Consider the following 23,794-nt stretch of genomic DNA (forward strand, 5'->3'; position numbering starts at 1 on the left):
GAATGGATTCTTAATCCAAATTCTGCGTTTCTGCCTTTCAAATCTTTTTTCATATTTCTTCTTTAACTATCCTGCCTTGTTAGTTGAAGAACATATACGAATATTAGTCACAAGGAAAAAATGAAGTCACCTAAATTATTTGGTTTATTTTTCGTAATTCTTGCTTCTATTAAAGGTCCCGTTTTTATAAAAAGATAAGAATCTTCAAATTCAAATACAAGTGTGGTTAAGACTTCGATATTCTCATCTTTATATCCGTATCCGCTTACTTTATTAATCAAATTATCTTTAAAATAAAATAGTGAGCCAATTATGATATGTTGATGTGGCGAAATGTCTGGTTCTTCCACATAGTCTAACGGTTCAGGGGTTTCCTGTTCGTTCATGATGAGGTGATCATCACCATCCTCGTCTTCAAACCAATTTATATTCCAATACCAAAATTCTAAAGTATCTGGGTTATTAATCTTTAAAACATATTCTGAAGAAAAAAGAACCAAATCATCTCCTCTAACATGAAGTTGAGTTGCATATATACCTTTCAATAAACATCCCTGCACCTGCTTAAGACTTTGCCATTCTATTTTCATTTTTTCATCCTCTTTTCCTTACTGTGTACTTCAACTAAACTGATGGGTTAATAACAAAAATTATGAAAAACGAAACATTCCAATATATGGTACGTATTATAAATGAGATAGTGATTTCAGTATAAAAAACATTGGCAAATGAGGTGTACCTTGCTTGATACTAATTTTAGTAAGCAGAATGGAGAGGAAAATAATATGATAAGACCAAATAGTAAATACGCAGCATATTCACTAATGTTAAGTATTATAGCTTTTGTTTTAATGCTTTCTCATTTCTTTTCGTCTTCTATTAAAGATTTACCATTCATTTTTGATATTGCTTTTATTTTATTAGGAATATCGTTTCTTCTATCTTCTAATACCGAAATAAATAGCAGGAAATCTTTTTATATCTACTTGATATGTGGAACTGTAATTATTGTTATTTCTTTACTTAATATTTATAAACAACTTTAATTTAAAATTGTTTGGCTTTTCNTATAAATAGTTTATACACATAAAGTATTTAAGGAGTTTATTTATGAGCGTTTCTTATACGGAGGAGAAAGACTATAAAAATAACAAAAAATTAAGAGAAAGCTTCAATGATTTAGCCAGTTCTATATTCGGTATCCATTTTGAATCTTGGTTTGAACATGGCTATTGGTCGCACAAATATATACCTTATTCTTTTACTAATGAAAATAAGGTGATAGCAAATGCTTCGGTTAATCTTATCGACGTAGTAATTGAAAATGAAATCAAGAAAGCAGTACAAATCGGAACTGTTATGACTGATCCTACTTATCGTAAACAAGGTCTTGCCAGAAAGCTGATGGAGATAATTTTAGAAGATTATAAGGATGTCGATTTCTTCTATTTGTTTGCTAATTCTAACGTTCTAGATTTTTATCCAAAATTCGGTTTTGACGTGTATGAGGAGACACAATATTCCATGAAATTTAATGGAAGTAGCAACTATAATAATGGCTTAAAAAAATTATCTGGACATGACAAAGAAGATTTAACGTTCATCTTTGACCACTCTTCAAAAGGTAAATTTGTATCTGACTTTTTCGCAACAAGGAATACGAATGAACTCTTAATGTTTTATTGTATGTACGTATTTCCAGAGAATATCTTTTATATTCCACAAGAAGATGTGATTGTCCTATGTAAAAATGAAGGTAACACTTTACATATTTTTGATGTGTTATGCGAGCATTCATATAATATAACTGAGTTAGCTAAGTATTTAGCTAATGAAGATACGAGCGACATTTTGCTTCATTTTACTCCCATAGGCGACACAACCATGTTTACAACTTAACCTTTTAAAGACAGTAAAACATTGTTTGTAAAATATAATCATCCACACACAAGATTACCTAAACATTTTAAACACCCTATTACATCACAGGCTTAAGAAAGGAAGATGTTACTTATGATTAACGATACATTTCCAATAATTGAAACAGAGCGTTTAATACTTACAGAAATAAAAAAAGAACATGCAGAAGATATGTTCCAATACTTATCAGATCCAGAAGTTATGAAATATTATGGGATAAGCCCTTTTACTACGATTCAGGATGCTTTGGACGAAATGGATTGGTACAATCAAATTCGTCTAGCGAAGAAAGGGATTCGATGGGGAGTATCTCTGAAAGAAAGTCATCAAATTATCGGAAGCTGCGGTTTCCTAAATTGGGAGCAAAAACATTTCCGCGCAGATATCGGGGCAGAATTGTCTAGAGAGCATTGGGGAAAAGGCATCATGTCGGAGGTTTTCCAGGCTATACTTAGTTACGGATTTCAAAGGATGAATTTAGAACGCATTCAGGCAATTATTGAACCTTTAAACATTGCATCACAAAAGCTAGCAGAAAAAAATGGATTTGTTAATGAAGGATTACTTAGAAAGTATGAATATGGAGATGGGAAATTCGATGATTTATTTATGTATTCTATCTTACGGGAAGAGTTCCAGATAAAGAAGGGCTTATAGAAATGGAAGACATAAAAGAAATCAGTGTGTATGTGAAGGAAGCTTTTGCTTTATTAGAAAAAGTAAATTCACAAGTTGCAAAAGAATTTGCCGCATTATTAGAGAACGAATTAACGCCAAAGCAACTCCTTATCCTACGTACTGTTCGGGATGAGGAAAGCATAACAGCAAATGAATTATCGGAGAGGTTATCATTATCACCCAGCTCTGTCAGTCAACTATTAAATAGATTGGAAGCAGGAAAATACCTCAAAAGAGAAATCAATGTAAACAATCGCCGAGAAGTTATCGTGATATTGGGTGACGAAGGTAAGTCGCTTTTTAAAGAATATGAAAAAATCGATGAATCCATTATTGAAAAATATTATTCGGAGTTTACAATTGATGAGGTCAAGACTTTCAGAAATCTTGTGCTAAAATTATATAACACCATTGAGTCGAAGAAGAGGTCGTAAATAATATCGGAACATTTTTCTCTAAGGTAATTAAAAATTATAATACTATATCCAGTTAAAGAAGAGCCCGTATTGTTAGATAACGGGACTCTTCTTTTATTTTAAAAACAGCTATTTGGTTTCAGACATTGCCCCCTTCCAAGAGGAAAAACAGATGGGCTCGGTCTGAATATAATCATTATTATTATCTGGACAGGAAAGTTTTTATCTGGTCACATTTCTGTTTATTCGGTCAGAAATTTATTTATCCGTTCATATCTAATATCAATATGTACGAACTGGGACAATTAATTGTAATAGAGTATCATCTTGAGCTGAGTTAATAATAAATGGACGCATGGCACCAGTTAGTTGGATGACTATATCTTGTCCATCAAAAGCTTTTAAAGCATCCATCATGTATTTTGCACTAAATGAAATTTTTATTCCTTCCCCTTCCATTGTTGATAATTCAATTTCCTCTTCGACGTTTCCAATCTCTGGAGAACTAGAGGATACTTCTACTTTTTTTCCTTCCAATGAAGATAAGCGAACAATGTTATTCCGTTCTTCACGTGCCAATAAAGATGCTCGGTCTATCGATTGATATAAAGCCTTGCTATTTAAGGTAAGAATCGTTTTGTACTCTATCGGAATTAATCGAGAGGTATCTGGATAGTTTCCTTCTAGTAAACGGGAGTAGAATAAAACATCTTTCGTTTTAAATAATACTTGTTGGCTCGTCATTACGATATAAACAGGTTGAGCGGAGTCTCCAATAATTTTGCTTAACTCATTTAGGCTTTTCCCCGGAATTACTACATTAAATTCTCCTTCTGGCGGCTGCTCTAAAATGAGTTTACGGCGAGCTAGACGATGACTATCTGTAGCTACACAAGTAAGTTCTCCATCTTTAATTTGCCAGTGGACCCCTGTTAATACAGGACGACTTTCAGATGCGGATACTGCAAATACCGTTTCACGCACAAGAGATTTTAATAAATCAGATCCAATTTCAAACTGTGAATCATCCTGAATCTCTGGGAGCAATGGATAGTCAGATGGGTCTAATCCAATTATATGAAACTCGGACTTACCAGAACTGATATACGTATGATTATTTTCTTTCACTTCTATTTCTACATCACTAGTTGGTAGCTTCCTTACAATTTCATTGAACATTCGTGCTTGCAAAACAATGGAACCTTCTTCTATAACGCGAATTACTTGGTCCCCATCTTCTTCCGACTTTATAAAGGTTTGAATTGTAACATCTGAATCACTACCTGTTAGGTGTAATCCTTCTTCGGTGAGTTCCAATTTTATCCCCGTTAAAATTGGAATGGTTGTTTTAGAACTAACGGCTTTCATTACATCATTCAATCCATCTAATAAACGGTGTCTCATCATTTCAAATTTCATCATTTTACCCCACTTTGTTTTTTCGATTCTTACAAACTATTCAATTAAAATGTAACATTATGAAAATTTATTTGCATCCGTTTTTATAAATATAAAAAGCCCTATCACAAAAATTGTGATAGGACATTAAATTTTCTATTTAGAAGCAAGACCTTTACCGATCAAATTAGCTGAAATAGGCTTTTTCCCAATTTCTCGAGCCCACACAGATAATTGTCCAATATGATGAATTTCATGAGCGATTATATGTCGCATGACTTCGCCCCATGTATCCGTCTCAACCCTACCATCAGGCATTGTATCGTAAAAAAGCTGATTTTCCATATTTTCATTCCACGCAAGAACAAATGGCTCTACCTCTGATTTGAATAATGCATCTAACTCTTTCACTTTTTCCAACGTATTGTAATCATCAAATCTCTCTTGAAAGTCTGGTTTTCCTTGCAGTATACGAATCCAGCTCCACTCGACATCCACAATGTGAAAAAGCGTATGCAATATCCCCCCTACTCCGCCCGTTCTCACTAAGAGAAGTTCTTCATCGCTAACTTCTTTACACCATCGATACCACTCTTCCCTAACCATCCAATTGTAACGAAACATCATTTGCAAGAAAATCTCCCCCGATTCCCATACTGTAACTAATAATTACTTAAATAATTCTTCTTCCCATTTGTCCTAAAGCATAGTGAATGCCATGTTGAAGGGTTTGAAAGCAATCGTATTTCGATAGATGTACATCTGATTGTGTAATGACCATACTTAATGCAGGAGAAATGCCTACTAAGACAGTCTTAACTCCAATCAAAGAAGTAGCGGATGCAATATTTTCAATTAACCGAGCTGTGTACTTGCTAATATTTTCATCTAAACCAGTTAAATCAAGTATTAAGTAGTTTGCTTTATAGTTCGGTATATTATTTAATGTTTTTTCGACTAACTCCAATGAACGCTCTTCATCATATTTACCAATAAGCGGTACAACAACGATACCTTCCAACACGGGTATAATTGGCGAAGATAGCTCTTTTACAAGTTCAGAAAGGTCTCTTGTTTTATCTTCTACAAGTGCTTCTAATTGCATAATTTGTTCCATTTGTGTTCTTTTAGCTAATTCACTTATATTATTATTTACTGTTATATCTGAAGGGAAATACTTTACTTCGGTATGCTCGTAACCTTCTAATTGATAATGAACAACCTCGTACCAAATATTAATTCCTAATATTCCAGTCAATATTCCGGCATAGTGAGCTGGAATATATTTTCCACCTACAGACCTTCCTTGTGCTTCATTTATTTTATGTTCCCAACTATTTTTAAATTTGGCTTTAAAGGTATTAGCTTCTAAATCTAATTCTTCAATAACCGTAAGTCCCCAACCTGCAGAAGCATAAGTGGCCGTAATTAGCTTTGCAGCTTCTTCAACACCAACAGACTTCATGTTTTGAAAGTATTCTCCTACAACGAGCCCTTGTCTAAATCCTGTTGTTTCGAAGACCAATTGAGAAGCTTCCTCTCCTGTGATTTCCTCAATTGTTTCTAAGAATGATCGCATAGCTGAAGAAATCCAAAAAAGCATGGCATCTTGTTGTTCAAACATGAGTTTCCCTGTTTCCAAGTCCCAACTAAAATCGATACCATTTACTTTTATATTTGCTTGTTTCTCCATCTTTTATAATCTCCTTTTCTTGCTATTACCTTATAAATTTTAAATGAACTGAATCCATTAGCTTTTGATAACCAATTTCCTGATAGATTTTATTAGAAGTAGGATTTAGCATATCTGTGTAAAGTACACAAAACTGAAATTCCTTCAAAAGCTCTTTACTTCCCGCAGCTACCATTGTGCGTGCATATCCTTTTTTGCGCTGCTCTTTTGGTGTAAATACTAGTGAAACAGTCACACCATTCTCAGTAGGTCTTGCTTTTTTCATCATAGATACTATCTTTCCTTCATTTTCCCATAAAAATACTTCATTTGCATCTAACATCACTTTTACTTTCTTTTTTATTTCTTGCGGCCCCGTTTTTGGAAGTCCTGTATCCCCTTCAAAAAGGCTATACCATTTTTCTATAAGAGGTGCATCTTCTAAAGTTGCATAGCGCCATGTACCAGGACTCATTTCCAACGATTCAACCACCTGATCTAAACGATACACCCCTTGATCCATTGCGATTGAATAGCCTTGTCCTGTTTTCTCCCGCCATTTTTCTGCAAATTTGTATGCCCATTCTTTTACACTAATGATAGATTCTATTTTGATTGATTGTGCCATTAACTCTTGGATACACAAATCGATATAGGCTTCCATTCGAATTTCATCCACAAAAATAATATTAAATGGATGTGGAGGTGTCATTTGAAAAAGTGCTAACAACTCTCCATTTTCTTCAATCGTCGCCATGTAAGGATTATCATATTTCCCCTCTTTTATTCCTTGTAGTACGCCTAAAAACAAGCTAAACCTATCCTCATTTTTAAGTAAGAAAGGTGTAGCCATTTGAGCAAACTCCTCCGCATTTTCATACTGTCTAAAAATCATATTAACATCCCCCTTTGTATCTTTGTATGTTACTATAACTTAAAATACTGCTAGAGGGGAGTAAATGATGAAAGTTATTTCAATACGCAATATACATATTGGAGAAGGTATGCCTAAGATTATCGTTCCACTCATGGGGAAAAACTTAGAGCAGCTTCTTGTGGAGATTAAAACAATACAACAAGCCAGTCCAGATATTGTTGAATGGCGTGCGGATGCACTCGATGAAGTTGAAAGCTTAGAAGTGGTGTTAAAGACACTTTCTACAATTCGTGAAGCATTGTACCCTACTCCCTTACTGTTTACATTTAGAAGTCACCGTGAGGGTGGAAATAAAAAAATTGAGGACATTTATTACAAGCAATTACTTTGTAAAGTAGTGCAATCAAGACAAATTGATTTGATAGATGTAGAGTTATTTGATCCAAATGTAAGTGAAATAGTGGAAGTTGCTAAAATCAATAACGTCTACGTTGTCATGTCCAATCATGACTTTGAAAAAACTCCTGTGAAAGAAGAAATTATATTTAGGTTACAAAGAATGCAGGAATTAGGCGCAGATATCCCCAAAATAGCTGTAATGCCTAAACTTCCAACGGATGTTCTAACGCTTTTGGATGCTACCTATACGATGAATTCACTCTATGCAGATCGGCCAATTATAACAATGTCTATGGCTTCTACTGGCGCTATTAGTCGGATAGCTGGACAAGTTTTTGGGTCAGCAGCAACATTTGGTGCTGGAATAGAAGCCTCTGCTCCTGGTCAAATACCAGCAATTAAACTTCGAAGAATATTAGAAGTCCTACATACAAATTAGAAAAAGAAGCTGTCCTATTAGGACAGCTTCTTTTATAGTTGCTTAGCTAGACGAATCATATCTACACAAGCAATTCCATTTTCAATAATCTCCTCTTCATAATGAAGAATGAAAAAGTCTTTATCTACACCTGTTATACGAAATCCACATTTTTGATAGAGAGCTAGCTGCCCAATACTGGAGTTTCCAGTCCCAATTTCCATTATTTTATACCCTTGTTGCTTTGCTCTCTCTATTGCATCTAGGACAAGTAACTTTCCAATACCCCTTCCCTGTTGCTGCTCCGCTACTGCTACATTCACAAGCTCTACTGTTTCAGGTCTTGTTGGAAGCAATACATATACCCCTATTGTATTCCCATTTTGCTCCGTTATATAGCATTCTCCACGTTCCACATACTGTTTCACCAATTTTTCAGATGGATCTGCAAGTAATAGTAAATCTATTGGATATGCTTCTTTTATTCGCTTTGTTTGCATTTATGCTTCACCGGTTTCTAGTTTTAATAGTTTTTCTTTCATTTCTAATCCACCTCTGTAGCCCGTTAATGTCCCATTCTTTCCTATTACTCGGTGGCAAGGAATAGTAATAAGGACTGGATTAGCACCAATTGCTGTACCAACTGCTCGAATAGCGGTAGGATTATTGATCAATTCAGCGATTTGTGAATACGATTTCTTTTCTCCATAAGGAATTTTTCTTAAAGCATCCCAAGTAGCTAGTTGAAATGTAGTACCCTTTAGATCCGTTGGGAATGTAAATTCACGTCTTAGTCCATCTAAATACTCTTTAATTTCATTCGTATATGAGGTTAAAGCCTCATCACTCTCTACAAATTCATATTTTGGGAAGCGCTTCTTCACCCAAACTTCCATTTCTTCATATGACTTGTCTGGTGAACCTACATAACATAACCCTGATTCTGTTGCAGCAATATAAAATTTCCATTCGTTATGGATGAAATACATCCAATATAGTTTACTCATCTGAGCAGTTCCCCTTTTTTCTAAATTGAATTGGTGTATATCCTGTGACTCTCTTAAATAGTGTAATGAAATAGGGAATATTGGACATCCCTATCTCGTCGCCTATTTTACTAAGTGATTTATTAGTAGTCGTTAGCAATTTTTTTGCTTTCGCAATTCTAACTTGTTGCAAATATTCTAAAGGGGATATTCCCAATACTTTCTTAAATGTTTTTTGTAAATGAAAGGGACTTCCATGACCTATATCTGCAAGAAGAGCCAACGTGACCCGTTCATGAAAGTGTTGATCTATATATCCCGTAATTTGTTCAATCCATTCCTCATCAGGCAGTCGCAAACCAGTTGGCTTACAACGTTTACACGGGCGATAACCATCCTCAATTGCTTCATTAGCTTCTGTATAGATTCGTACATTTTCTTTTTTCGGAATTCGAGATTTGCAAGATGGTCTACAAAATATCCCTGTCGATTTGACTGCGTATAAGAAAACATCATCATATGCTGAATTATTTTGAGTAATTGCCTCCCAATGCTCGTCAATCATGAAATCACCTCTACTTTTAGTATACTTTTATTTTCTTAAAAAAGCTGATTGTTACGTCGTAATAGCAAGATAACGAAACTTTTTACGTATATAATAAAATAAAAGTCAGGGAGGTGGTAATCATATGTTTTGGAATGAAGAAGATGAGCAAATCATTATAAATACACCATCAAATTTTTCTTTTAAGCAGAACCTTCACTATTTATCTAGGTCTACGAATGAGTGCTTGTTTCTTATTAAAGAGGATAAGGTTAGAAAAGCTATTACTTTAGGTGAATATACAACTCTAATAGAAATTAAAGAACGAGATGACCACTCACTAGTTGTAGATTTTTTAGGAGATACAAGACCTCTAAGTATTAAAGCTCGTGAACAAGTAGCAGCATATATTATCGAATGGTTTGATTTGAAAACAGATATGAGTACCTTTTATGAGCTCTCTATTAAGGACCCCATTCTTCAAAAAGCTGTTACTAAATTTAATGGGCTACGTATTATGGGGATTCCAGATTTATTTGAAGCAATGGTTTGGGGTATATTAGGCCAACAAATCAATTTAACCTATGCTTATACATTAAAGAGACGATTAGTCGAACAGTATGGTCGATCAGTTATGTTCGAAGGTAAACAGTATTGGGTGTTCCCTTCGCCTCGGGACATATCGCAACTTTCAATTAAAGATTTAGCAGACTTAAAAATGACGGTAAAAAAATGTGAATACTTAATAGATGTAGCAAATCTAATAGATTTGGGATTACTTTCAAAAGAAATGCTTTTAGAAACAAAAGAGATAAAAAAAGCAGAAAAATTACTTACTAGCATACGTGGTATTGGTCCATGGACTGCTAACTATGTTCTAATGCGCTGCCTGCGATTCCCTTCTGCATTTCCTATTGACGATGTGGGGCTTCATAATGCTCTCAAACATATAACAGGTTCTCAGCAGAAACCTTCAAAAGATGAGATTTTACAGCTTGCACAAGCTTGGAAGGGCTGGGAAGCTTATGCAACCTTCTATTTATGGAGATTTTTATACTAGAATATAAAAAAGCCCATCCTCCTCATTTAGAGTTGGATGGGTTGTCGAGAATAAGTATTTCCAATATGTCTTCAGAAACGTATGTTTCATTGTCTTTAACAACTGACTTTTCTTTAAATTTTCGAAGACTTCGATTGTAGCCATACATCTCTTCTCCACGCTTAATAGTAATTGAACTGTTTCCTAATTTTAAATAAACGATATTACGCTTTGGATGGTAATTCACTTTGTATCCTAGCTGCTCCGCTACTTTTCGAAGAGGAATCATTTTCGTGCCATTTTGCATAAAATGATCTTTCTCTATGATTTTTTGAACTTCTTTCATTTCAGGAGACTGATAGTTGATCGCTACTATTTTACTAGGTACAGTTTGTGCTGGAATACTTTTGGTTTCTATCGTATAAAATACGATGAGTTCTTTTCCTCTTAAATCCTTTTGCGTTACTTTTTCTCCACGTTCATTTACTAAAACTGTTTCTTTGTCTATCTTAAGTTTCAATTTTTTATCTAAACTTAAGAATTGCTCATCAAACTTCCCAACTTTTACTGAGCTTGAATTTTTAGCGTCATGCACGATTACTAGCTCTGGAGAAATTTGAGCTGGATATATCATAAGCATCGGCTTATTTTTGTCATAATACGCGTCTATTCGTTGCCCTTTTTGGAAAAATTCCTTTTTCACTTCTTTTGTTGTTCCGCTATTAAACAAAAGAGTGTCATTCGAAACTTTAAAATTGGTAATAATAGGTTCTTTGTCTTCACTTTCAACAGTAAGGGTCACTAAGTCATCCGTTTTTACGATATCTTTTATTACTCCAGATGATTTTATAAAGTTCGTTGTATCCTGGTTGACTTCTTCCATGTCTGCATTAACGACCGGGTAATTAAATAAAAAGGTGGTTAATAGGATTACTCCAGCAAATATGCTTAGTTTTTTCATTAAATCTCTCCTTTTACTCCATATTATAGAATTTGACGTAGCTTTTACAAAAACGTTACAAAAAAATTGAAACATTATCCAAATGTAGTACGTATACATGAAAGGATACAAAAAATTAGAGAATGGAGTCTGTATATGACACTATCTATCAATCAAGTAACGAAAAGATATCAAGACTTTGTGGCCGTTGATAATCTCTCTTTTGAAATTGAAAAAGGAGAGATATTTGGATTAATTGGCCAAAATGGTGCAGGTAAAACAACTACGTTTCGTATGATTTTAGACCTTCAAGAAACAACCGAAGGCTCTATTACTTGGGATGGAAAAAATATTAATGCCATCGATCGAAATGTTCTAGGATATTTGCCTGAAGAACGTGGTATATTCCCTACTATGAAAGTAGAAGAACAACTGTATTTCTTCGGTGAATTAAGAGGGAAACATCGAAAAGACCTACATAAAGAGGTAGATTACTGGATCAAGCGTTTTGAACTAGAAGATAAAAGAAAAGCAAAAGCAGAGACTTTGTCCAAAGGGAATCAACAGAAGGTCCAACTGATTGCAAGCTTTATCCATCAACCAGAATTTCTTATTTTGGATGAACCGTTTAGTGGTCTAGACCCTGTTAATAAGGATTTATTGAAAGGTGCCATTTTGGAATTAAAGGACAAAGGGACAACGATTTTGTTCTCTAGCCACCAGATGGAAAATGTGGAGGAGCTTTGTGATCATCTTTGTCTATTAAAACGTGGTGTCTCTTTGTTTGCTGGTAGTTTGTTAGATTTGAAAAAACAATACGGAAAGACAAAGCTGATGGTTCGGTCTGATATTCCAAAAGAAGCACTGGCTAATTTGAATGGTGTTAAAGATGTTCAAGTTGGAAAAGAGCAGTATACCCTTACTTTAGAAGACGAATCGTATGCTCAATCCATTTTTGACTTTGTTTCAAATGGGAAGTATATAGAGAAGTTCAGTTTAGATTATTTATCCTTAGATGAAATTTTCAAAGATAAGGTTGGTGGAACACATGTCTAAGTTTTGGCTTCTCGTCAAGCAGTTATATACACAAAAAATCAAAGCAAAATCATTTATCATCTCAATTATTATATATGTCGGTGTTATTAGTGTGTTCATGTTTTGGTCTGATATTAAGGAAGCATTTTTCCAAGATGAGCCGTTGCAAGTTGCTTTATTGAATGAAACCGAAGCGGACATCGAGGCTCTATTCCAATCAAGTAATGATATTGAATTTACTTTCCCTACCGAAGAGATAGAAGAAGTAGAAAAACAAGTAGTGGACGGTGATTTTGATGCAGCTATTTTTATAAAAGATCAAGATCAATCATTAGCTGCAGAAATCGCAACTTTCGAGCCTCTCACATTTAACGACCAGCAAAGCATATCTGCTCAACTACAGTACGCAGGGAAGCTTTATGAAGTTCAACAGCTTAACTTAACAGCGGAGCAAGCGGAAAAAATTCTTCAGTCGGAAACGGTTATTTCGATGAAAAGTTTAGATGAATCTGCAACAGGAAAAAGTGAAGATGAAAAAGCAGCTGGTATTGGTGCTTCCATGCTTGTTGGATTTATAATTTATTCCTTTGTTATGAGCTTTTTATCGATGATCACAACGGATGTTGCATCAGAAAAAGGATCACGTGTACTAGAAGTATTACTTGCAAGCGTTAAGCCATCCACACACTTTATGGCGAAGCTAACGGGGACATTTTTATTGGCACTCACACAAATTGGCGCACTCTTACTTGTCCAGGGTCTTTTGTTTATGGTCATTGATGGGGGTTCAAAATGGGATACCGTTATAGAGATTGTTAATGAATTATCGTATTCATTTATCGGGTATGCGGTTCTGTTTTTATTGTTAACGATATTGTTATTTTTAATCATTGGAGCTTTGCTTGGTTCACTCGTATCGAAGGTAGAAGAATCTAGCCAAGCGATGATGCCAGCAATGATGCTTGGAGTTATCGGATTTTATGTACTGCTATCCGGAATGTATAGCCCGGATACATTGATCATTAAAATATTCTCTTATATCCCCTTTACTGCGGGGATGGTAATGCCACTTCGAATAGGAGCTACAGATATATCCTCATTCGAGCCAATGCTCTCTATGCTTATTTTAATAGGTACAGTTATTTTGATGTTCTTACTTAGCCTGTCCTTCTACAAGCGAAGTGTGCTAACATATAGCTCTGGTGGAATCATTCAAAAAATTAAAACAGTACTTAAAGTCACAACTTGACATTTCCTCAATAATCGTAAAAGTTTTTACTTTTACGATTATTTTTTTTGGCTCAATTGAGCAATTGCTGCATAAAATAATTCATGAAAGAAGGGATGCGAATAAATGTGTGGAATCACTGGTTGGATTCATTTTAATAAAGACTTACGAAACGAGCTGCCTATTGTAAAAAAAATGACGGAAACTCTAAGTAGACGAGGACCAGATGACAATAATATATGGTTTGGTCCCCATACGTTACTAGGTCATCGGCGATTAACTGTAGTCGATCCTGTTGGAGGAAAACAACCCATGGTCAAAACGTATGAACATAACCAATATACACTTACGTACAATGGAGAATTGTATAATACAGAAGACCTTCGAAAGGAACTGTTGAAACGTGGCCATACTTTTTCTGGTCATTCAGATACGGAGGTTTTATTGACTTCTTATATTGAATGGAAAGAAAAATGTGTTGATTATTTTAATGGTATTTTTGCTTTTGCAATATGGGATGAAACAGAACAAAAGGCTTTTATCGCAAGAGATCGACTTGGAGTTAAGCCACTATTTTACGCAGAAAGAAATGGCGGATTACTATTCGCCTCCGAATTAAAAGCACTTCTTGCCCATCCAGATATTCCAACGAAAATCACTCGAGTTGGCATGGCAGAAATAATTGGTTTAGGACCATCACGTACTCCTGGATCAGGTGTATATGATGGAATTAATGAATTACGTCCCGCACATGCCATGACCTTTTCAAAAAATGGACATCGTATTTGGCGCTATTGGAATGTAGAAAGCAAAGAACATACGGATTCCTTAGATGAAACGATAGAAAATGTGCGTTTCCTCGTAACTGATGCCGTAGAGCGACAACTAGTATCAGATGTACCTCTTTGTACGTTTCTTTCAGGTGGCATAGACTCTAGTATTATTACTGCAATTGCAGCCAATGCATATAAACATGATAACAAGGCCCCTCTCCACACCTACTCAATTGATTATGAAAACAATCAACAACACTTCCAAGGAAATGCATTTCAACCAAGCGACGACCGGCCATGGATCCAAAAAGTCTCCAATAGTCTCGGTTCACTTCACCACTACTCCATCATTAGTCAAAACCAACTCGTTGAATATTTGACAGACGCTGTACACGTTCGAGATCTTCCAGGAATGGCGGATATTGATTCTTCTTTACTCTGGTTTTGTAAAGAAATTAAACAAAATTTTACAGTTGGTCTATCTGGCGAATGTGCGGACGAAATCTTTGGTGGGTATCCTTGGTTTCATCAAGTAGCCAATTCCGATAGTGTCTTCCCTTGGATACGTTCAAAAAATGAACGGAATTCTCTACTTAATGATAGCTGGCACAAAAAACTAAATATAGATGACTATGTAGAAAATGCATATAATACGACACTCATAGAAACTCCATTATTGGATGGTGAAACAGAAATTGAAGCTAAACGAAGACAATTATTCTATCTGAATATGACTTGGTTTATGACGACTTTACTTGACCGAAAAGATCGAATGAGCATGGGCGCAAGCTTGGAGGTACGTGTTCCTTTTGCGGATCATCGTTTAGTGGAATATGCATGGAATATTCCATGGGATTATAAAATGGTAGGTAATCAAGAAAAAGGAATTCTAAGAAAAGCATTTCAAGGTATTCTTCCTACCGAAGTACTTTACAGAAAGAAGAGCCCTTATCCGAAAACCCATAATCCTGTTTACTCGGAGAAAGTTCAAAGCTTACTAAAGGAACAGTTATTAGATAAAAACTCCATACTGCATGAACTTTTTCATGCACATCGACTAAGTGATTTAATAAATTCGAATGGAGATGCCTTTAAAGTCCCTTGGTTCGGCCAGTTAATGTCTGGTCCGCAATTATTAGCTTATTTGGCTCAATTGCATATTTGGTTTAGGGATTATAATGTAGAACTTGTGGATTAATACCGAGAACAAATGAATTTAAAACAAAACGGTTTCCATAAGGACCGTTTTGTTTTCTTGTTGAATTATTTAACGTTTTTTACTACTAAACGCAATGAAAAACACAACTATTATTAATAGTAGCAAAAGAAATGGTAAAACTTTTTCCAGCCAGTAAGAAGGCTTTTTGTGTATAAACTCTGCTTTTACCCATTGTTTTTCTCCTGCTTCAACTGCAATTGCTTTATCTGATTGTATTCCCTTTATCTCATAATATTTTGTTCCTATTGGATAGTAGTTAGATGCATTACCAACGTGTTTGCCAGTTCTATTATTAGCTTTGGTTTCTACGTATCCTATAGCCTTGCCTATTTCACTTTCACCTACTTCTTCCTCTTTCACTTCGTAAACATTTCCATCCCATACAACAAAAAAATAAGCCCACTCTAAAGCATGAACAGTTGGAGTAATAGAAAATAGAATTAATATAAAAAACATTGCTACTCTTTTCATTAATATCCACACCCCACATTAATCATTTTTTTTTTGGCTCTGTTATCATTTCCTTATGTACTCATTGTTACCAGGAAGTTTTTTAATCTCATTCCAAGCAGCGATCTCATCTTTTCTCTTTTTCCCTTTGTTCTTAGGATCTGCAAAGTAACACGTGAAAATTGATTACATTCAAATGTTGTTAAGTATGATGAGTCCTTCTTTTTTTCCTCTAACCAGTAGAAATTCCTAAAATCATTTTCATTTAAATCTTTAGATACAAACTGGTCGCATCGCTGTCGCCGCTATGTCTATTGATACGTTCTTTATGTAAATCGGTTTCATAACCTATTCAAAGAAAAAGGAGCGACCCATTAAGTTGGGTAGCTCCTTATTTTTATTAGCATGAAATTTTACGAATATAGGCATCTACAAATGGAACAAGATAATCAATGACCGCTTCATTTGGATTTAATTTTGCATGGTGCAATCCAAAAGAAGAATCTACCCCTGCCCAGAATAACATACCAGGAATTTCTTGTAGGAAGTACCCGAAATCCTCTCCAGTCATTGCAGCATCACATAAGATAGCGGTAGTTTTTTTGTCTTGCTCAGCAAACGCTAAAAACTCATTAGTTATAGCTACTTCATTTTTAACTTGATAATAAGAAGAACCATAATCGATATGAATATCACAATCAAACGCCATTTCAGTTGCTCGACAAAACGACTCAATTTTTTCTTTTATTGTCGACATTGTTTGGGCATCCATTGTTCTAATAGTGCCTTCTAAACGTGCTTGACCAGAAATTATGTTTTGAACTGTCCCGGAAGTCATTTTTCCTATTGTAACAACCGCTGGATCCATAGGGTTTATTGATCTACTAACAATTGTTTGCAGTTGTAGTAAGAGAGTCGCTGCTGCAATTGACATATCTCTTGCCTGATGTGGAAATGCAGCATGGCCTTCCTTCCCTACTAAATCAATAAATAGTTCGGATGTGTTTGCAAACAGCAGTCCTGGTCTAGTTGCAACAGTTCCTACTGGATACTCAGGTGCAATATGAAAGGCAAATATTTGATCAGGTACAAGCTCCGGCTGCTCCAATTTCAACCATTCTCTCATTGGTAATGCTCCACCAGGACCTTCTTCTGCAGGCTGAAATAGAATAACGACATGATCATTAACAGGATTCTCCACAAGGGACTTTAACAGCCCAAGCGCTACCGTCATATGCAAATCGTGTCCACAAGCATGCATCTTATCTGCATGCTCGGATTTGAATGGAAGATCCGTAGCTTCAGAAATAGGCAAACCATCAATATCCGTACGCCAACCTATCGTTTTTGTCGCATTTGTGCCCTCTACTCTAACTACTATTCCTGTTTTCCATGTAACAATTTTCAATCTTTCCTGGGGAAGCGAATGAATCTGCTCCAATAAATAAGCATTTGTTTTTACCTCTTGGAAGCCCAGTTCAGGAATACGGTGCAAATCCCGTCGAATTTCAAGTAAAGACTTCATAGGACACCTTCTTATAATTGACGTAGTTCTTGCATGATTTCCGTTTTAGATCTTGTTTTATCATCAATTTCTTTAATGACTTTAGCAGGTGTTCCAGCAACTACTGTATACGGTGGAACATCCTTCGTCACAACAGCTCCAGCAGCAACTACTGCACCTTTTCCTATTCTACATCCCTCTAACACAACTGCATTTGCACCGATTAGTACATCATCTTCCACAATAACCGGAGTTGCACTAGGCGGCTCAATTACTCCAGCAAGCACTGCTCCTGCGCCAATATGACAGTTATTACCTACCGTTGCACGCCCACCAAGAATTGCTCCCATATCGATCATTGTACCTTCACCAATAACGGCACCAATATTAATAACAGCACCTAACATAATAATAGCGTTATCGCCAATGCTCACTTGGTCACGTATAATCGCACCTGGCTCGATACGCGCATTAATTCCCTTTAAATCTAAAAGTGGAATAGCAGAATTTCTACTTTCATTTTCTACAACTACATCTTCAATTTGATCTTTGTTTTCATTTAAAACTGGCTCAATTTCAGACCATTCTCCAAATAGCACAAGAGAATTACCTTCTCCAAATACTTTTGTTTGTTCACCAAAAGAAATTTGATTGATGTCCTTCCCTTTTATGTATACCTTTACCTGTGTTGATTTTTTTGCATGTTGAATATAAGAAATAATTTCATACGCGTCTAGTTGCTTCATCCTCTGTTACCTCCTAAAATTATGTGTCAATTGTACAGGAATTTTTATAAAAAATCACGAATTTAAATACATTTCTCGAAATTTAATTGAAAATAAAGTTTTTTTGCATTTTATTACAAGTAGATTACTGGTGCCAGGCACCAGTAATCTACTTGTAATAGTGGTTTGGATAAATTTTCAAAATGGATTGTTATATGCTAGAATAATAGAAAAACGGGCAGTGGTGCTGATGAAGAAGATAATTTTTGAGGCCTCAAATGTAATGAAAGAAATAAATGGACATGTAGTCTTACAAAATGTTTCCTTTAAGCTTCATGAAAATGAATCTGTTGCTATACGTGGTCAAAATGGGTCAGGCAAAAGTACTTTATTAAAACTTTTAGCCGGAATTTATGAGCCCTCTAGCGGAAAAATCTTAAGAAATGGAAACAGAATTGGGTATGTACCGGAGCATTTCCCTGAAAACCTACGATTTAAGCTAAAGGAATATTTACTATTAACAGCATCCTTTCATGGCATATCATCGACTCAAGCGGAAAAAGAGTTGTTAGAGTATGTCCATCTGTTTGAAATAGAGTCTTTTATGGACGTTCCTCTTAAGCGATGTTCAAAAGGTACGAAACAAAAAGTAGGTATCCTTCAAGCAATTCTAACTAAACCAGACATCCTTCTTTTGGATGAACCATTAACTGGATTGGATGCTACCTCTCAACAAAGTCTAATTGCAATTCTTGAAAAACTAAAAAAACAAATGACGATTATTTTTACCACTCACGAGGACCTGTTAGTAGACACTTTAGCCAATCAAATTGTATATGTTAAAGATGGTAGTACCTTAGTTCAAAAAGAAACTACTAGTATACACAGAAAGGTAAAAGTAAAATTCCCTAACAAGGCAATTTTTAATGAACTTGATATGATCGAAATTCACTTTGAAGAAGATACGGCATTAATAACGGTGGAGCTAGAAAAAAGTGATTTACTTTTATTGTATTTGTTAAATAAAAATTGTTCAGTACTTGAGGTCAAGGAAAGGAAGTAACTGTGCCAGGATTTATTAGATACCAATTGATAAGTTATATACGCTCATTCAAAATTATCCCTCCAGCAGCATCCTTTTTAATATGGGTTTTTATTTTATATAGTTACAGCGGCGTGGAAATATTAAGTAGTTACGCAGTAACAAGCATCGCCATCTATATAGTCATGACCTGGGTATCGATGAGTATTTTTTCTATTGAAGAGGAAGCTGAGAAAAATATATTATTTGTCCACCTTAGCAAAAAGAACTATCTATGGGGGAAATGGATAATCTGTATCTTGATCTCCATTATTTTTATTTTGTTTGCAATTTTCTATCCCATACTAATGAACAGTTTCAAAGAAGCAATGACAACAAATCATTTTGGCCTCTCTATTTTTATACATTTATTGTTGGCCATATTTGGTATTTTTGTTGGATCGCTTTCTTCTATTTCATCATTTGTACCAAAGAAATATACATGGCTTTTTGCAGTTTTCGTCATCGTTTTAACAATTTCTTATGAAGGAATTGTAGAGAAACTGTCTTTATTAAAATGGCTATTTATCATATTTCCTCCAGTTGTAAATGTTATTAATTTTTTTGAGCCTGACAGTTTAGATCAGTTTGGAAAAGAATTTTGGACGGTTTCAGCTTTTGCGATTATGTATGCCATTATTGGTTTTATCGTTTTAACTAAATTATTTTTAAAAGAGGAAAGTTGAGTTTAAAACGAAAGTATGAATATGATATAATGAAGACATCAAATTTTGAAGGGACGATGGGTGGCCGATGAAGTTTTAATCTTATTTCTCAGTAGAAGTTTTTCTGCGATATATTTGCGCAGTAACAAAATAAAACTTTACGAAACCGGAAATAGGATTAGTCTGCCCATTTTTCAAAATTACTGCAAATAATTCTCTACAATACGCTAACGCTTTGTAGTGGTTTTTTGCATATTCATTTAATGGTCAGTATGTAATCCTACCGTTTAATATCGGAGGGATTTTTTTATTCCTCCAAAAGGAGAGGATTTTATGACACTACATGGCAAATTAAACGATATAGGTATTATTTTTGGCGATAAGATAGTTTTACAAAATGTGAAGGCGGATATTATTTCCGGGTCTGTGATTGGTATTGTAGGTGGAAATGGAGAAGGTAAGTCTTCTCTACTCTCTTTACTTTCAAAAGAGTCTGCCCCAACAAAAGGACAAATCGAGTGGTTTGGAGCCCCACCAACTATCAGTTACTTTAAACAGGAAGATGAACAATTTAACAAAAAGGATTACGCTGATGATGAATGGATATACTTCAGTAAATGGTCTGTTCCTAAAGGTCGTAGTTACACCCATTTGAGTGGTGGAGAAAAAATGAAGAGAAGATTAGCACGCGTATTTGCTGAGAAGTCTCAAGTCCTATTACTAGATGAACCTACTAATCATTTAGATCAAGATAGCTTGTCTTTCCTGAAAAAGCAGATAAACGCTTACCAAGGAACAATTATTTTTGTATCGCACGACCGATACTTTTTGGATGAGGTAGCTGATTGTATTTGGGAAGTTGAAAATAAAAAATTGACGGTCTATACAGGGAACTACTCTTCTTATCGACAAAAGAAGGAAGAAAACAGATTAACCCAACAAAGACTTTATGATGCTCAGCAATCTAAAATACAGCAAGTAGAGAAACAAATATCAGAGTTAAAAAACTGGTCTTCCAAAGCACATGAAGAATCAACAAAACATGAATTTAATAAAGAATATTACCGTGTCAAAGCTAAGAAAATGGATGTTCAAATTCGTTCTAAAAAGAAACGGTTAGAACTAGAACTTTCTAAAAACACTATAGATAAACCAGAAGAAGAGAAAGAAGTGCTCTTCTCTATTGAAGGGAACAAGAAAAAAGGGAAACGTGTTGTAGAAGCCAAAAATATAACAAAGAGTTTCGAGGACAATCTTTTATTTCAAAATGCTTCTTTTACTATACAATCTCAAGAGCGGATTGGTATTCTTGGTCCTAACGGAAGTGGAAAATCGACATTTTTCCGCATGTTACTGGGGGAAGAATTGAGTGAAGGAGAACTATGGAAATCAGAAGCGATGAATATAGGCTATTTACGTCAAACCGTATTTGATCTACCAGAGGAAAAAACACCTTTCGAATTTTTTGGTCCTACAGATTATGAGATTAGAGGTAAAATACAAACACTTATGATGAACCTCGGATTTTCAAAGGATCACTGGTCTCGCCCTATTTCAACAATGAGTATGGGTGAGCGAGTAAAATTAAAACTCATGGAATTCATACTAAACCAAAAGGATGTTTTACTATTAGATGAGCCAACCAACCATTTAGATCTTCCATCTAGAGAGCAATTAGAAAAAACGCTTTCCACCTATCCCGGTACCATTTTATTAGTTACACACGATCGTTATTTTTTAGATAAACTATCAAACAAACTGCTTATTTTTGAAAATAAAACAATAAAAAAAATAGACATGAGTTACAATGAATGGATAAATAAAAACAATGAATCCAATCTTGAAAAAGAATTATTAAAACTTGAAACAGAACGGCAGGCAGTGTTGGGAGCACTTAGTTATATACAAAAAAGCGATCCAAAATACAACGAGTTAGACCAAAAGTTTTTAGAACTAACAAAGCAAATTAACGAATTAAAAGGAAAATAAATTTCAGAGGCTATTCCTTAAAAGGATTGCCTCTTTTTTTGTTGAAGCCACTCAAGATTTGTCAATTTCCCGGGAAATATGTAAGAATTAAATTATTTACAATTTCATCAAATCATCTTATAATAAATATAAATCCAATAAGAAAAGTAGGTTTTAAAATGAAAACAATCCCAAAACCTCTTGTCATGGCAAATCAATGGACAATTGTTGTGTCTGTTATTATAGCTCTTATTACACAATCTGCGTGGATTTTATTTATTCCACTAATCGCAAATCTTTCTAGCTTATTAACTGGTTTTCATCCAATATTGGTCATAGTTAAACGTTTTTTATCGAAGCCTGCAAATCAATATATTCAAGAGGATTATGCTCAGTTAAGATTTAACCAATGGCTAGCAGTCGGCTTCTTATTCGTTGCAAGTATAAGTTTTCTATTAAATTGGGTAGTATTATTTAATATTACGACAATAATGGTTGGTCTCGCTGCTTTAATAGCAATCCTCGGATTTTGTATTGGGTGTTTCGTTCGTTTCCAATACCAACAATGGCAATATCGCAGAAAAAATTCAGCAGCTCACTAAAACCACAGCCTTTCCAGAAACGGGGGAGGCTGTTTTCTATTTACCAACCTTCATTGCTGTTTCACTTATAATATATCCAAGCCTTAAACGACTAAACCATTTTTCTGAATCACTAATCGTTCTATTTAAACCATTAATCTCTTCCTCAAATTCCAAACCTTCAACTGCTCGGTAATCAACTTGTCGTTTGACGATCCTATGTACAATCATCGCCCATTCCGCATCTGTCATCTTTTCTTTCGAATACGTAGTAATGTATTCAGCACTTTCTCTAGAAAATCCACAAGATCCCGCGGTTATATCTACTTCTTTTCCAAGTTCCAGTGAAACTATATGATTGGTGATTTTTTCTGTTTCTATCCATTCAATAGGATGTGTCTTCATTGCTCGTTCTATCCTGCCAAGTATTAAATAATCATGATTTGGTATGTCTCCAACCAGTACTTTTAATTCGTTTAAATGGTTTTTACCCCACGTTAAAACTCTATCAAAGTCACAGTAATGAAAGTGTCGCCCCTTCCCTGTCAGTGCATGCTTCAATGCTTCCCTTCTGGCATTTGCCGCTCCTGTCTTGGGGATAATTTTAAAGTTAAAACTGCTATTTTCAATCGTTTTTATTAATTCCGATGAAGATTCTTCACTAATGGTAATAAAAAGTTCTCCATATATTTCTTCCAAGCTTAGTTGCAATCTTTTAAAGTTTTCTATGTTCTTTCCTTCCGGGTCATGCGTTACAGTGACTAATGATGTTTGCAGCAAAATATAACTAGCCTCCCTTCTCTATTCCAATCTACCGAGCATATTGTAAGAATCTACATCCCATGTTTCATAAGGAATGAAATGAACAGCTCTCATTGCGTCTAATGTTCTAGATCTCATATGCGGTCGTGTAATATAGTCGGCAATATTATCTTCCGTTAGCCTAATAAACTGTGCTTCTTTTATTTCTTCCGGTTGGATTTTCATTTCCCCACTAATATAAGCTGCTTTAAAAACGACGGACAGTATATGCTTTGTTATATTGTAATAGACTCCAGTTACGCCTAATGGACGCACTATAATACCAGTCTCTTCAAAGATTTCTCTACTCAGTGCAACATCTAATGGTTCTCCCACTTCTACCTGCCCTCCAGGAGCTTCCCAAGTATCTGAACGCAAATGTGTTTTAACTAATAATGCTTCTCCTTTTTCATTTGTAACATACGCAGACACTGCAATAATATGCTTCGGATATTCGTTAGCCAATTTATTTTCTCC

The 23,794-nt window shown here is 35.0% G+C and carries 27 protein-coding genes; 13 read left to right on the plus strand and 14 right to left on the minus strand.

Going from position 1 to position 23,794, the window contains the following annotated elements:
• Nucleotides 1–107 precede the first annotated feature (107 nt).
• Nucleotides 108–590, minus strand: coding sequence for a hypothetical protein (locus tag AN959_RS12075; RefSeq protein WP_056831046.1), 483 nt, complete (start codon nt 588–590; stop codon nt 108–110).
• A gap of 195 nt (nt 591–785) precedes the next feature.
• Here AN959_RS12075 and AN959_RS12080 point away from each other — a divergent pair, with 195 nt between their 5' ends.
• The 4 genes from AN959_RS12080 (at nt 786) to AN959_RS12095 (ending at nt 3,032) form a co-directional block, all read left to right on the plus strand.
• On the plus strand, nt 786–1,046 hold the full coding sequence (locus tag AN959_RS12080) for a hypothetical protein (protein ID WP_156350782.1): 261 nt from the start codon (nt 786–788) through the stop codon (nt 1,044–1,046).
• A 64-nt stretch (nt 1,047–1,110) separates the two neighbouring features.
• Nucleotides 1,111–1,899: a GNAT family N-acetyltransferase gene (locus AN959_RS12085; RefSeq protein WP_056831050.1), complete on the plus strand. Its 789-nt coding sequence runs from the start codon at nt 1,111–1,113 to the stop codon at nt 1,897–1,899.
• A 114-nt stretch (nt 1,900–2,013) separates the two neighbouring features.
• A complete protein-coding gene (locus AN959_RS12090; RefSeq protein ID WP_053591543.1) occupies nt 2,014–2,577 on the plus strand; it encodes a GNAT family N-acetyltransferase in 564 nt (187 codons plus the stop codon).
• A gap of 2 nt (nt 2,578–2,579) precedes the next feature.
• Nucleotides 2,580–3,032, plus strand: coding sequence for a MarR family winged helix-turn-helix transcriptional regulator (locus tag AN959_RS12095; RefSeq protein ID WP_056831053.1), 453 nt, complete (start codon nt 2,580–2,582; stop codon nt 3,030–3,032).
• 264 nt (nt 3,033–3,296) lie between these two features.
• On the opposite strand, the gene dnaN is transcribed toward AN959_RS12095, so the two are convergent.
• From dnaN to AN959_RS12115, 4 genes are all read right to left on the minus strand, one after another.
• Nucleotides 3,297–4,433, minus strand: coding sequence for a DNA polymerase III subunit beta (gene dnaN / locus AN959_RS12100; RefSeq protein WP_056831155.1), 1,137 nt, complete (start codon nt 4,431–4,433; stop codon nt 3,297–3,299).
• 135 nt (nt 4,434–4,568) lie between these two features.
• Nucleotides 4,569–5,045 carry a DinB family protein gene (locus AN959_RS12105; protein ID WP_056831055.1) on the minus strand — a complete coding sequence of 159 codons (477 nt, stop codon included), beginning with the start codon at nt 5,043–5,045 and terminating at the stop codon, nt 4,569–4,571.
• Between the two features lie 40 nt (nt 5,046–5,085).
• The gene (locus tag AN959_RS12110; RefSeq protein WP_056831057.1) at nt 5,086–6,105 is read right to left on the minus strand and encodes an STAS domain-containing protein; all 1,020 of its coding nucleotides are present in this window, start codon (nt 6,103–6,105) and stop codon (nt 5,086–5,088) included.
• Between the two features lie 25 nt (nt 6,106–6,130).
• Entirely contained in the window at nt 6,131–6,979 is an 849-nt protein-coding gene (locus AN959_RS12115; protein WP_056831058.1) for a GNAT family N-acetyltransferase, read from the minus strand.
• 67 nt (nt 6,980–7,046) lie between these two features.
• On the opposite strand from AN959_RS12115, the gene aroD reads away from it, so the two are divergent.
• Complete coding sequence (gene aroD, locus AN959_RS12120) at nt 7,047–7,799, plus strand: type I 3-dehydroquinate dehydratase (protein ID WP_056831060.1); 753 nt, start codon at nt 7,047–7,049, stop codon at nt 7,797–7,799.
• A gap of 32 nt (nt 7,800–7,831) precedes the next feature.
• On the opposite strand, the gene AN959_RS12125 is transcribed toward aroD, so the two are convergent.
• Genes AN959_RS12125 through AN959_RS12135 form a run of 3 tightly spaced genes read right to left on the minus strand, consistent with a single transcriptional unit; the run spans nt 7,832 to nt 9,329 of the window.
• The gene (locus tag AN959_RS12125) at nt 7,832–8,278 is read right to left on the minus strand and encodes an N-acetyltransferase (RefSeq protein ID WP_056831062.1); all 447 of its coding nucleotides are present in this window, start codon (nt 8,276–8,278) and stop codon (nt 7,832–7,834) included.
• Nucleotides 8,279–8,785 (minus strand): methylated-DNA--[protein]-cysteine S-methyltransferase, encoded by a 507-nt coding sequence (locus AN959_RS12130; RefSeq protein ID WP_056831064.1) that lies wholly within the window; start codon nt 8,783–8,785, stop codon nt 8,279–8,281.
• Nucleotides 8,778–9,329 (minus strand): bifunctional transcriptional activator/DNA repair enzyme AdaA, encoded by a 552-nt coding sequence (locus tag AN959_RS12135; protein WP_056831066.1) that lies wholly within the window; start codon nt 9,327–9,329, stop codon nt 8,778–8,780. The genes AN959_RS12130 and AN959_RS12135 overlap by 8 nt, the downstream gene beginning before the upstream one ends.
• Before the next feature lie 124 nt (nt 9,330–9,453).
• Between AN959_RS12135 and AN959_RS12140 the strand changes: the two genes are divergently transcribed.
• Nucleotides 9,454–10,368 (plus strand): DNA-3-methyladenine glycosylase, encoded by a 915-nt coding sequence (locus AN959_RS12140; protein ID WP_056831068.1) that lies wholly within the window; start codon nt 9,454–9,456, stop codon nt 10,366–10,368.
• 22 nt (nt 10,369–10,390) lie between these two features.
• Here AN959_RS12140 and AN959_RS12145 read toward each other — a convergent pair whose 3' ends face one another.
• Nucleotides 10,391–11,308: a stalk domain-containing protein gene (locus AN959_RS12145; protein ID WP_056831070.1), complete on the minus strand. Its 918-nt coding sequence runs from the start codon at nt 11,306–11,308 to the stop codon at nt 10,391–10,393.
• 135 nt (nt 11,309–11,443) lie between these two features.
• On the opposite strand from AN959_RS12145, the gene AN959_RS12150 reads away from it, so the two are divergent.
• The 3 genes from AN959_RS12150 (at nt 11,444) to asnB (ending at nt 15,521) form a co-directional block, all read left to right on the plus strand.
• Nucleotides 11,444–12,343, plus strand: a complete 900-nt coding sequence (locus tag AN959_RS12150; RefSeq protein WP_056831072.1) for an ABC transporter ATP-binding protein — start codon at nt 11,444–11,446, stop codon at nt 12,341–12,343.
• Nucleotides 12,336–13,571 (plus strand): ABC transporter permease, encoded by a 1,236-nt coding sequence (locus tag AN959_RS12155; RefSeq protein WP_056831074.1) that lies wholly within the window; start codon nt 12,336–12,338, stop codon nt 13,569–13,571. The genes AN959_RS12150 and AN959_RS12155 overlap by 8 nt, the downstream gene beginning before the upstream one ends.
• A gap of 105 nt (nt 13,572–13,676) precedes the next feature.
• Complete coding sequence (asnB, locus tag AN959_RS12160; RefSeq protein ID WP_056831076.1) at nt 13,677–15,521, plus strand: asparagine synthase (glutamine-hydrolyzing); 1,845 nt, start codon at nt 13,677–13,679, stop codon at nt 15,519–15,521.
• A gap of 69 nt (nt 15,522–15,590) precedes the next feature.
• Here the strand turns inward: asnB and AN959_RS12165 are convergent, their stop codons facing one another.
• The 3 genes from AN959_RS12165 to dapD all read right to left on the minus strand — a co-directional run bounded on the left by AN959_RS12165 (nt 15,591) and on the right by dapD (nt 18,242).
• Complete coding sequence (locus tag AN959_RS12165; RefSeq protein ID WP_056831079.1) at nt 15,591–16,013, minus strand: hypothetical protein; 423 nt, start codon at nt 16,011–16,013, stop codon at nt 15,591–15,593.
• Between the two features lie 379 nt (nt 16,014–16,392).
• Nucleotides 16,393–17,517: an N-acetyldiaminopimelate deacetylase gene (locus AN959_RS12170; RefSeq protein ID WP_056831081.1), complete on the minus strand. Its 1,125-nt coding sequence runs from the start codon at nt 17,515–17,517 to the stop codon at nt 16,393–16,395.
• Nucleotides 17,518–17,528: 11 nt separating this feature from the next.
• Complete coding sequence (gene dapD / locus AN959_RS12175; RefSeq protein ID WP_056831083.1) at nt 17,529–18,242, minus strand: 2,3,4,5-tetrahydropyridine-2,6-dicarboxylate N-acetyltransferase; 714 nt, start codon at nt 18,240–18,242, stop codon at nt 17,529–17,531.
• A gap of 229 nt (nt 18,243–18,471) precedes the next feature.
• Here dapD and AN959_RS12180 point away from each other — a divergent pair, with 229 nt between their 5' ends.
• The 4 genes from AN959_RS12180 (at nt 18,472) to AN959_RS12195 (ending at nt 22,537) form a co-directional block, all read left to right on the plus strand.
• The gene (locus AN959_RS12180; RefSeq protein ID WP_156350783.1) at nt 18,472–19,284 is read left to right on the plus strand and encodes an ATP-binding cassette domain-containing protein; all 813 of its coding nucleotides are present in this window, start codon (nt 18,472–18,474) and stop codon (nt 19,282–19,284) included.
• Between the two features lie 2 nt (nt 19,285–19,286).
• A complete protein-coding gene (locus AN959_RS12185) occupies nt 19,287–19,988 on the plus strand; it encodes a hypothetical protein (protein WP_056831087.1) in 702 nt (233 codons plus the stop codon).
• A 312-nt stretch (nt 19,989–20,300) separates the two neighbouring features.
• Entirely contained in the window at nt 20,301–21,956 is a 1,656-nt protein-coding gene (gene abc-f, locus AN959_RS12190) for a ribosomal protection-like ABC-F family protein (RefSeq protein ID WP_056831089.1), read from the plus strand.
• Between the two features lie 158 nt (nt 21,957–22,114).
• Nucleotides 22,115–22,537, plus strand: a complete 423-nt coding sequence (locus AN959_RS12195; RefSeq protein ID WP_056831091.1) for a DUF4395 domain-containing protein — start codon at nt 22,115–22,117, stop codon at nt 22,535–22,537.
• A gap of 36 nt (nt 22,538–22,573) precedes the next feature.
• On the opposite strand, the gene AN959_RS12200 is transcribed toward AN959_RS12195, so the two are convergent.
• Together AN959_RS12200 and AN959_RS12205 are read right to left on the minus strand one after the other, a co-directional pair.
• Entirely contained in the window at nt 22,574–23,296 is a 723-nt protein-coding gene (locus AN959_RS12200) for a hypothetical protein (RefSeq protein WP_056831093.1), read from the minus strand.
• Between the two features lie 21 nt (nt 23,297–23,317).
• Nucleotides 23,318–23,782, minus strand: a complete 465-nt coding sequence (locus AN959_RS12205; RefSeq protein ID WP_056831095.1) for an NUDIX hydrolase — start codon at nt 23,780–23,782, stop codon at nt 23,318–23,320.
• Nucleotides 23,783–23,794 lie beyond the last annotated feature (12 nt).

It is taken from the genome of Psychrobacillus sp. FJAT-21963 (assembly GCF_001420585.1).
Taxonomy (GTDB): Bacteria; Bacillota; Bacilli; order Bacillales_A; family Planococcaceae; genus Psychrobacillus.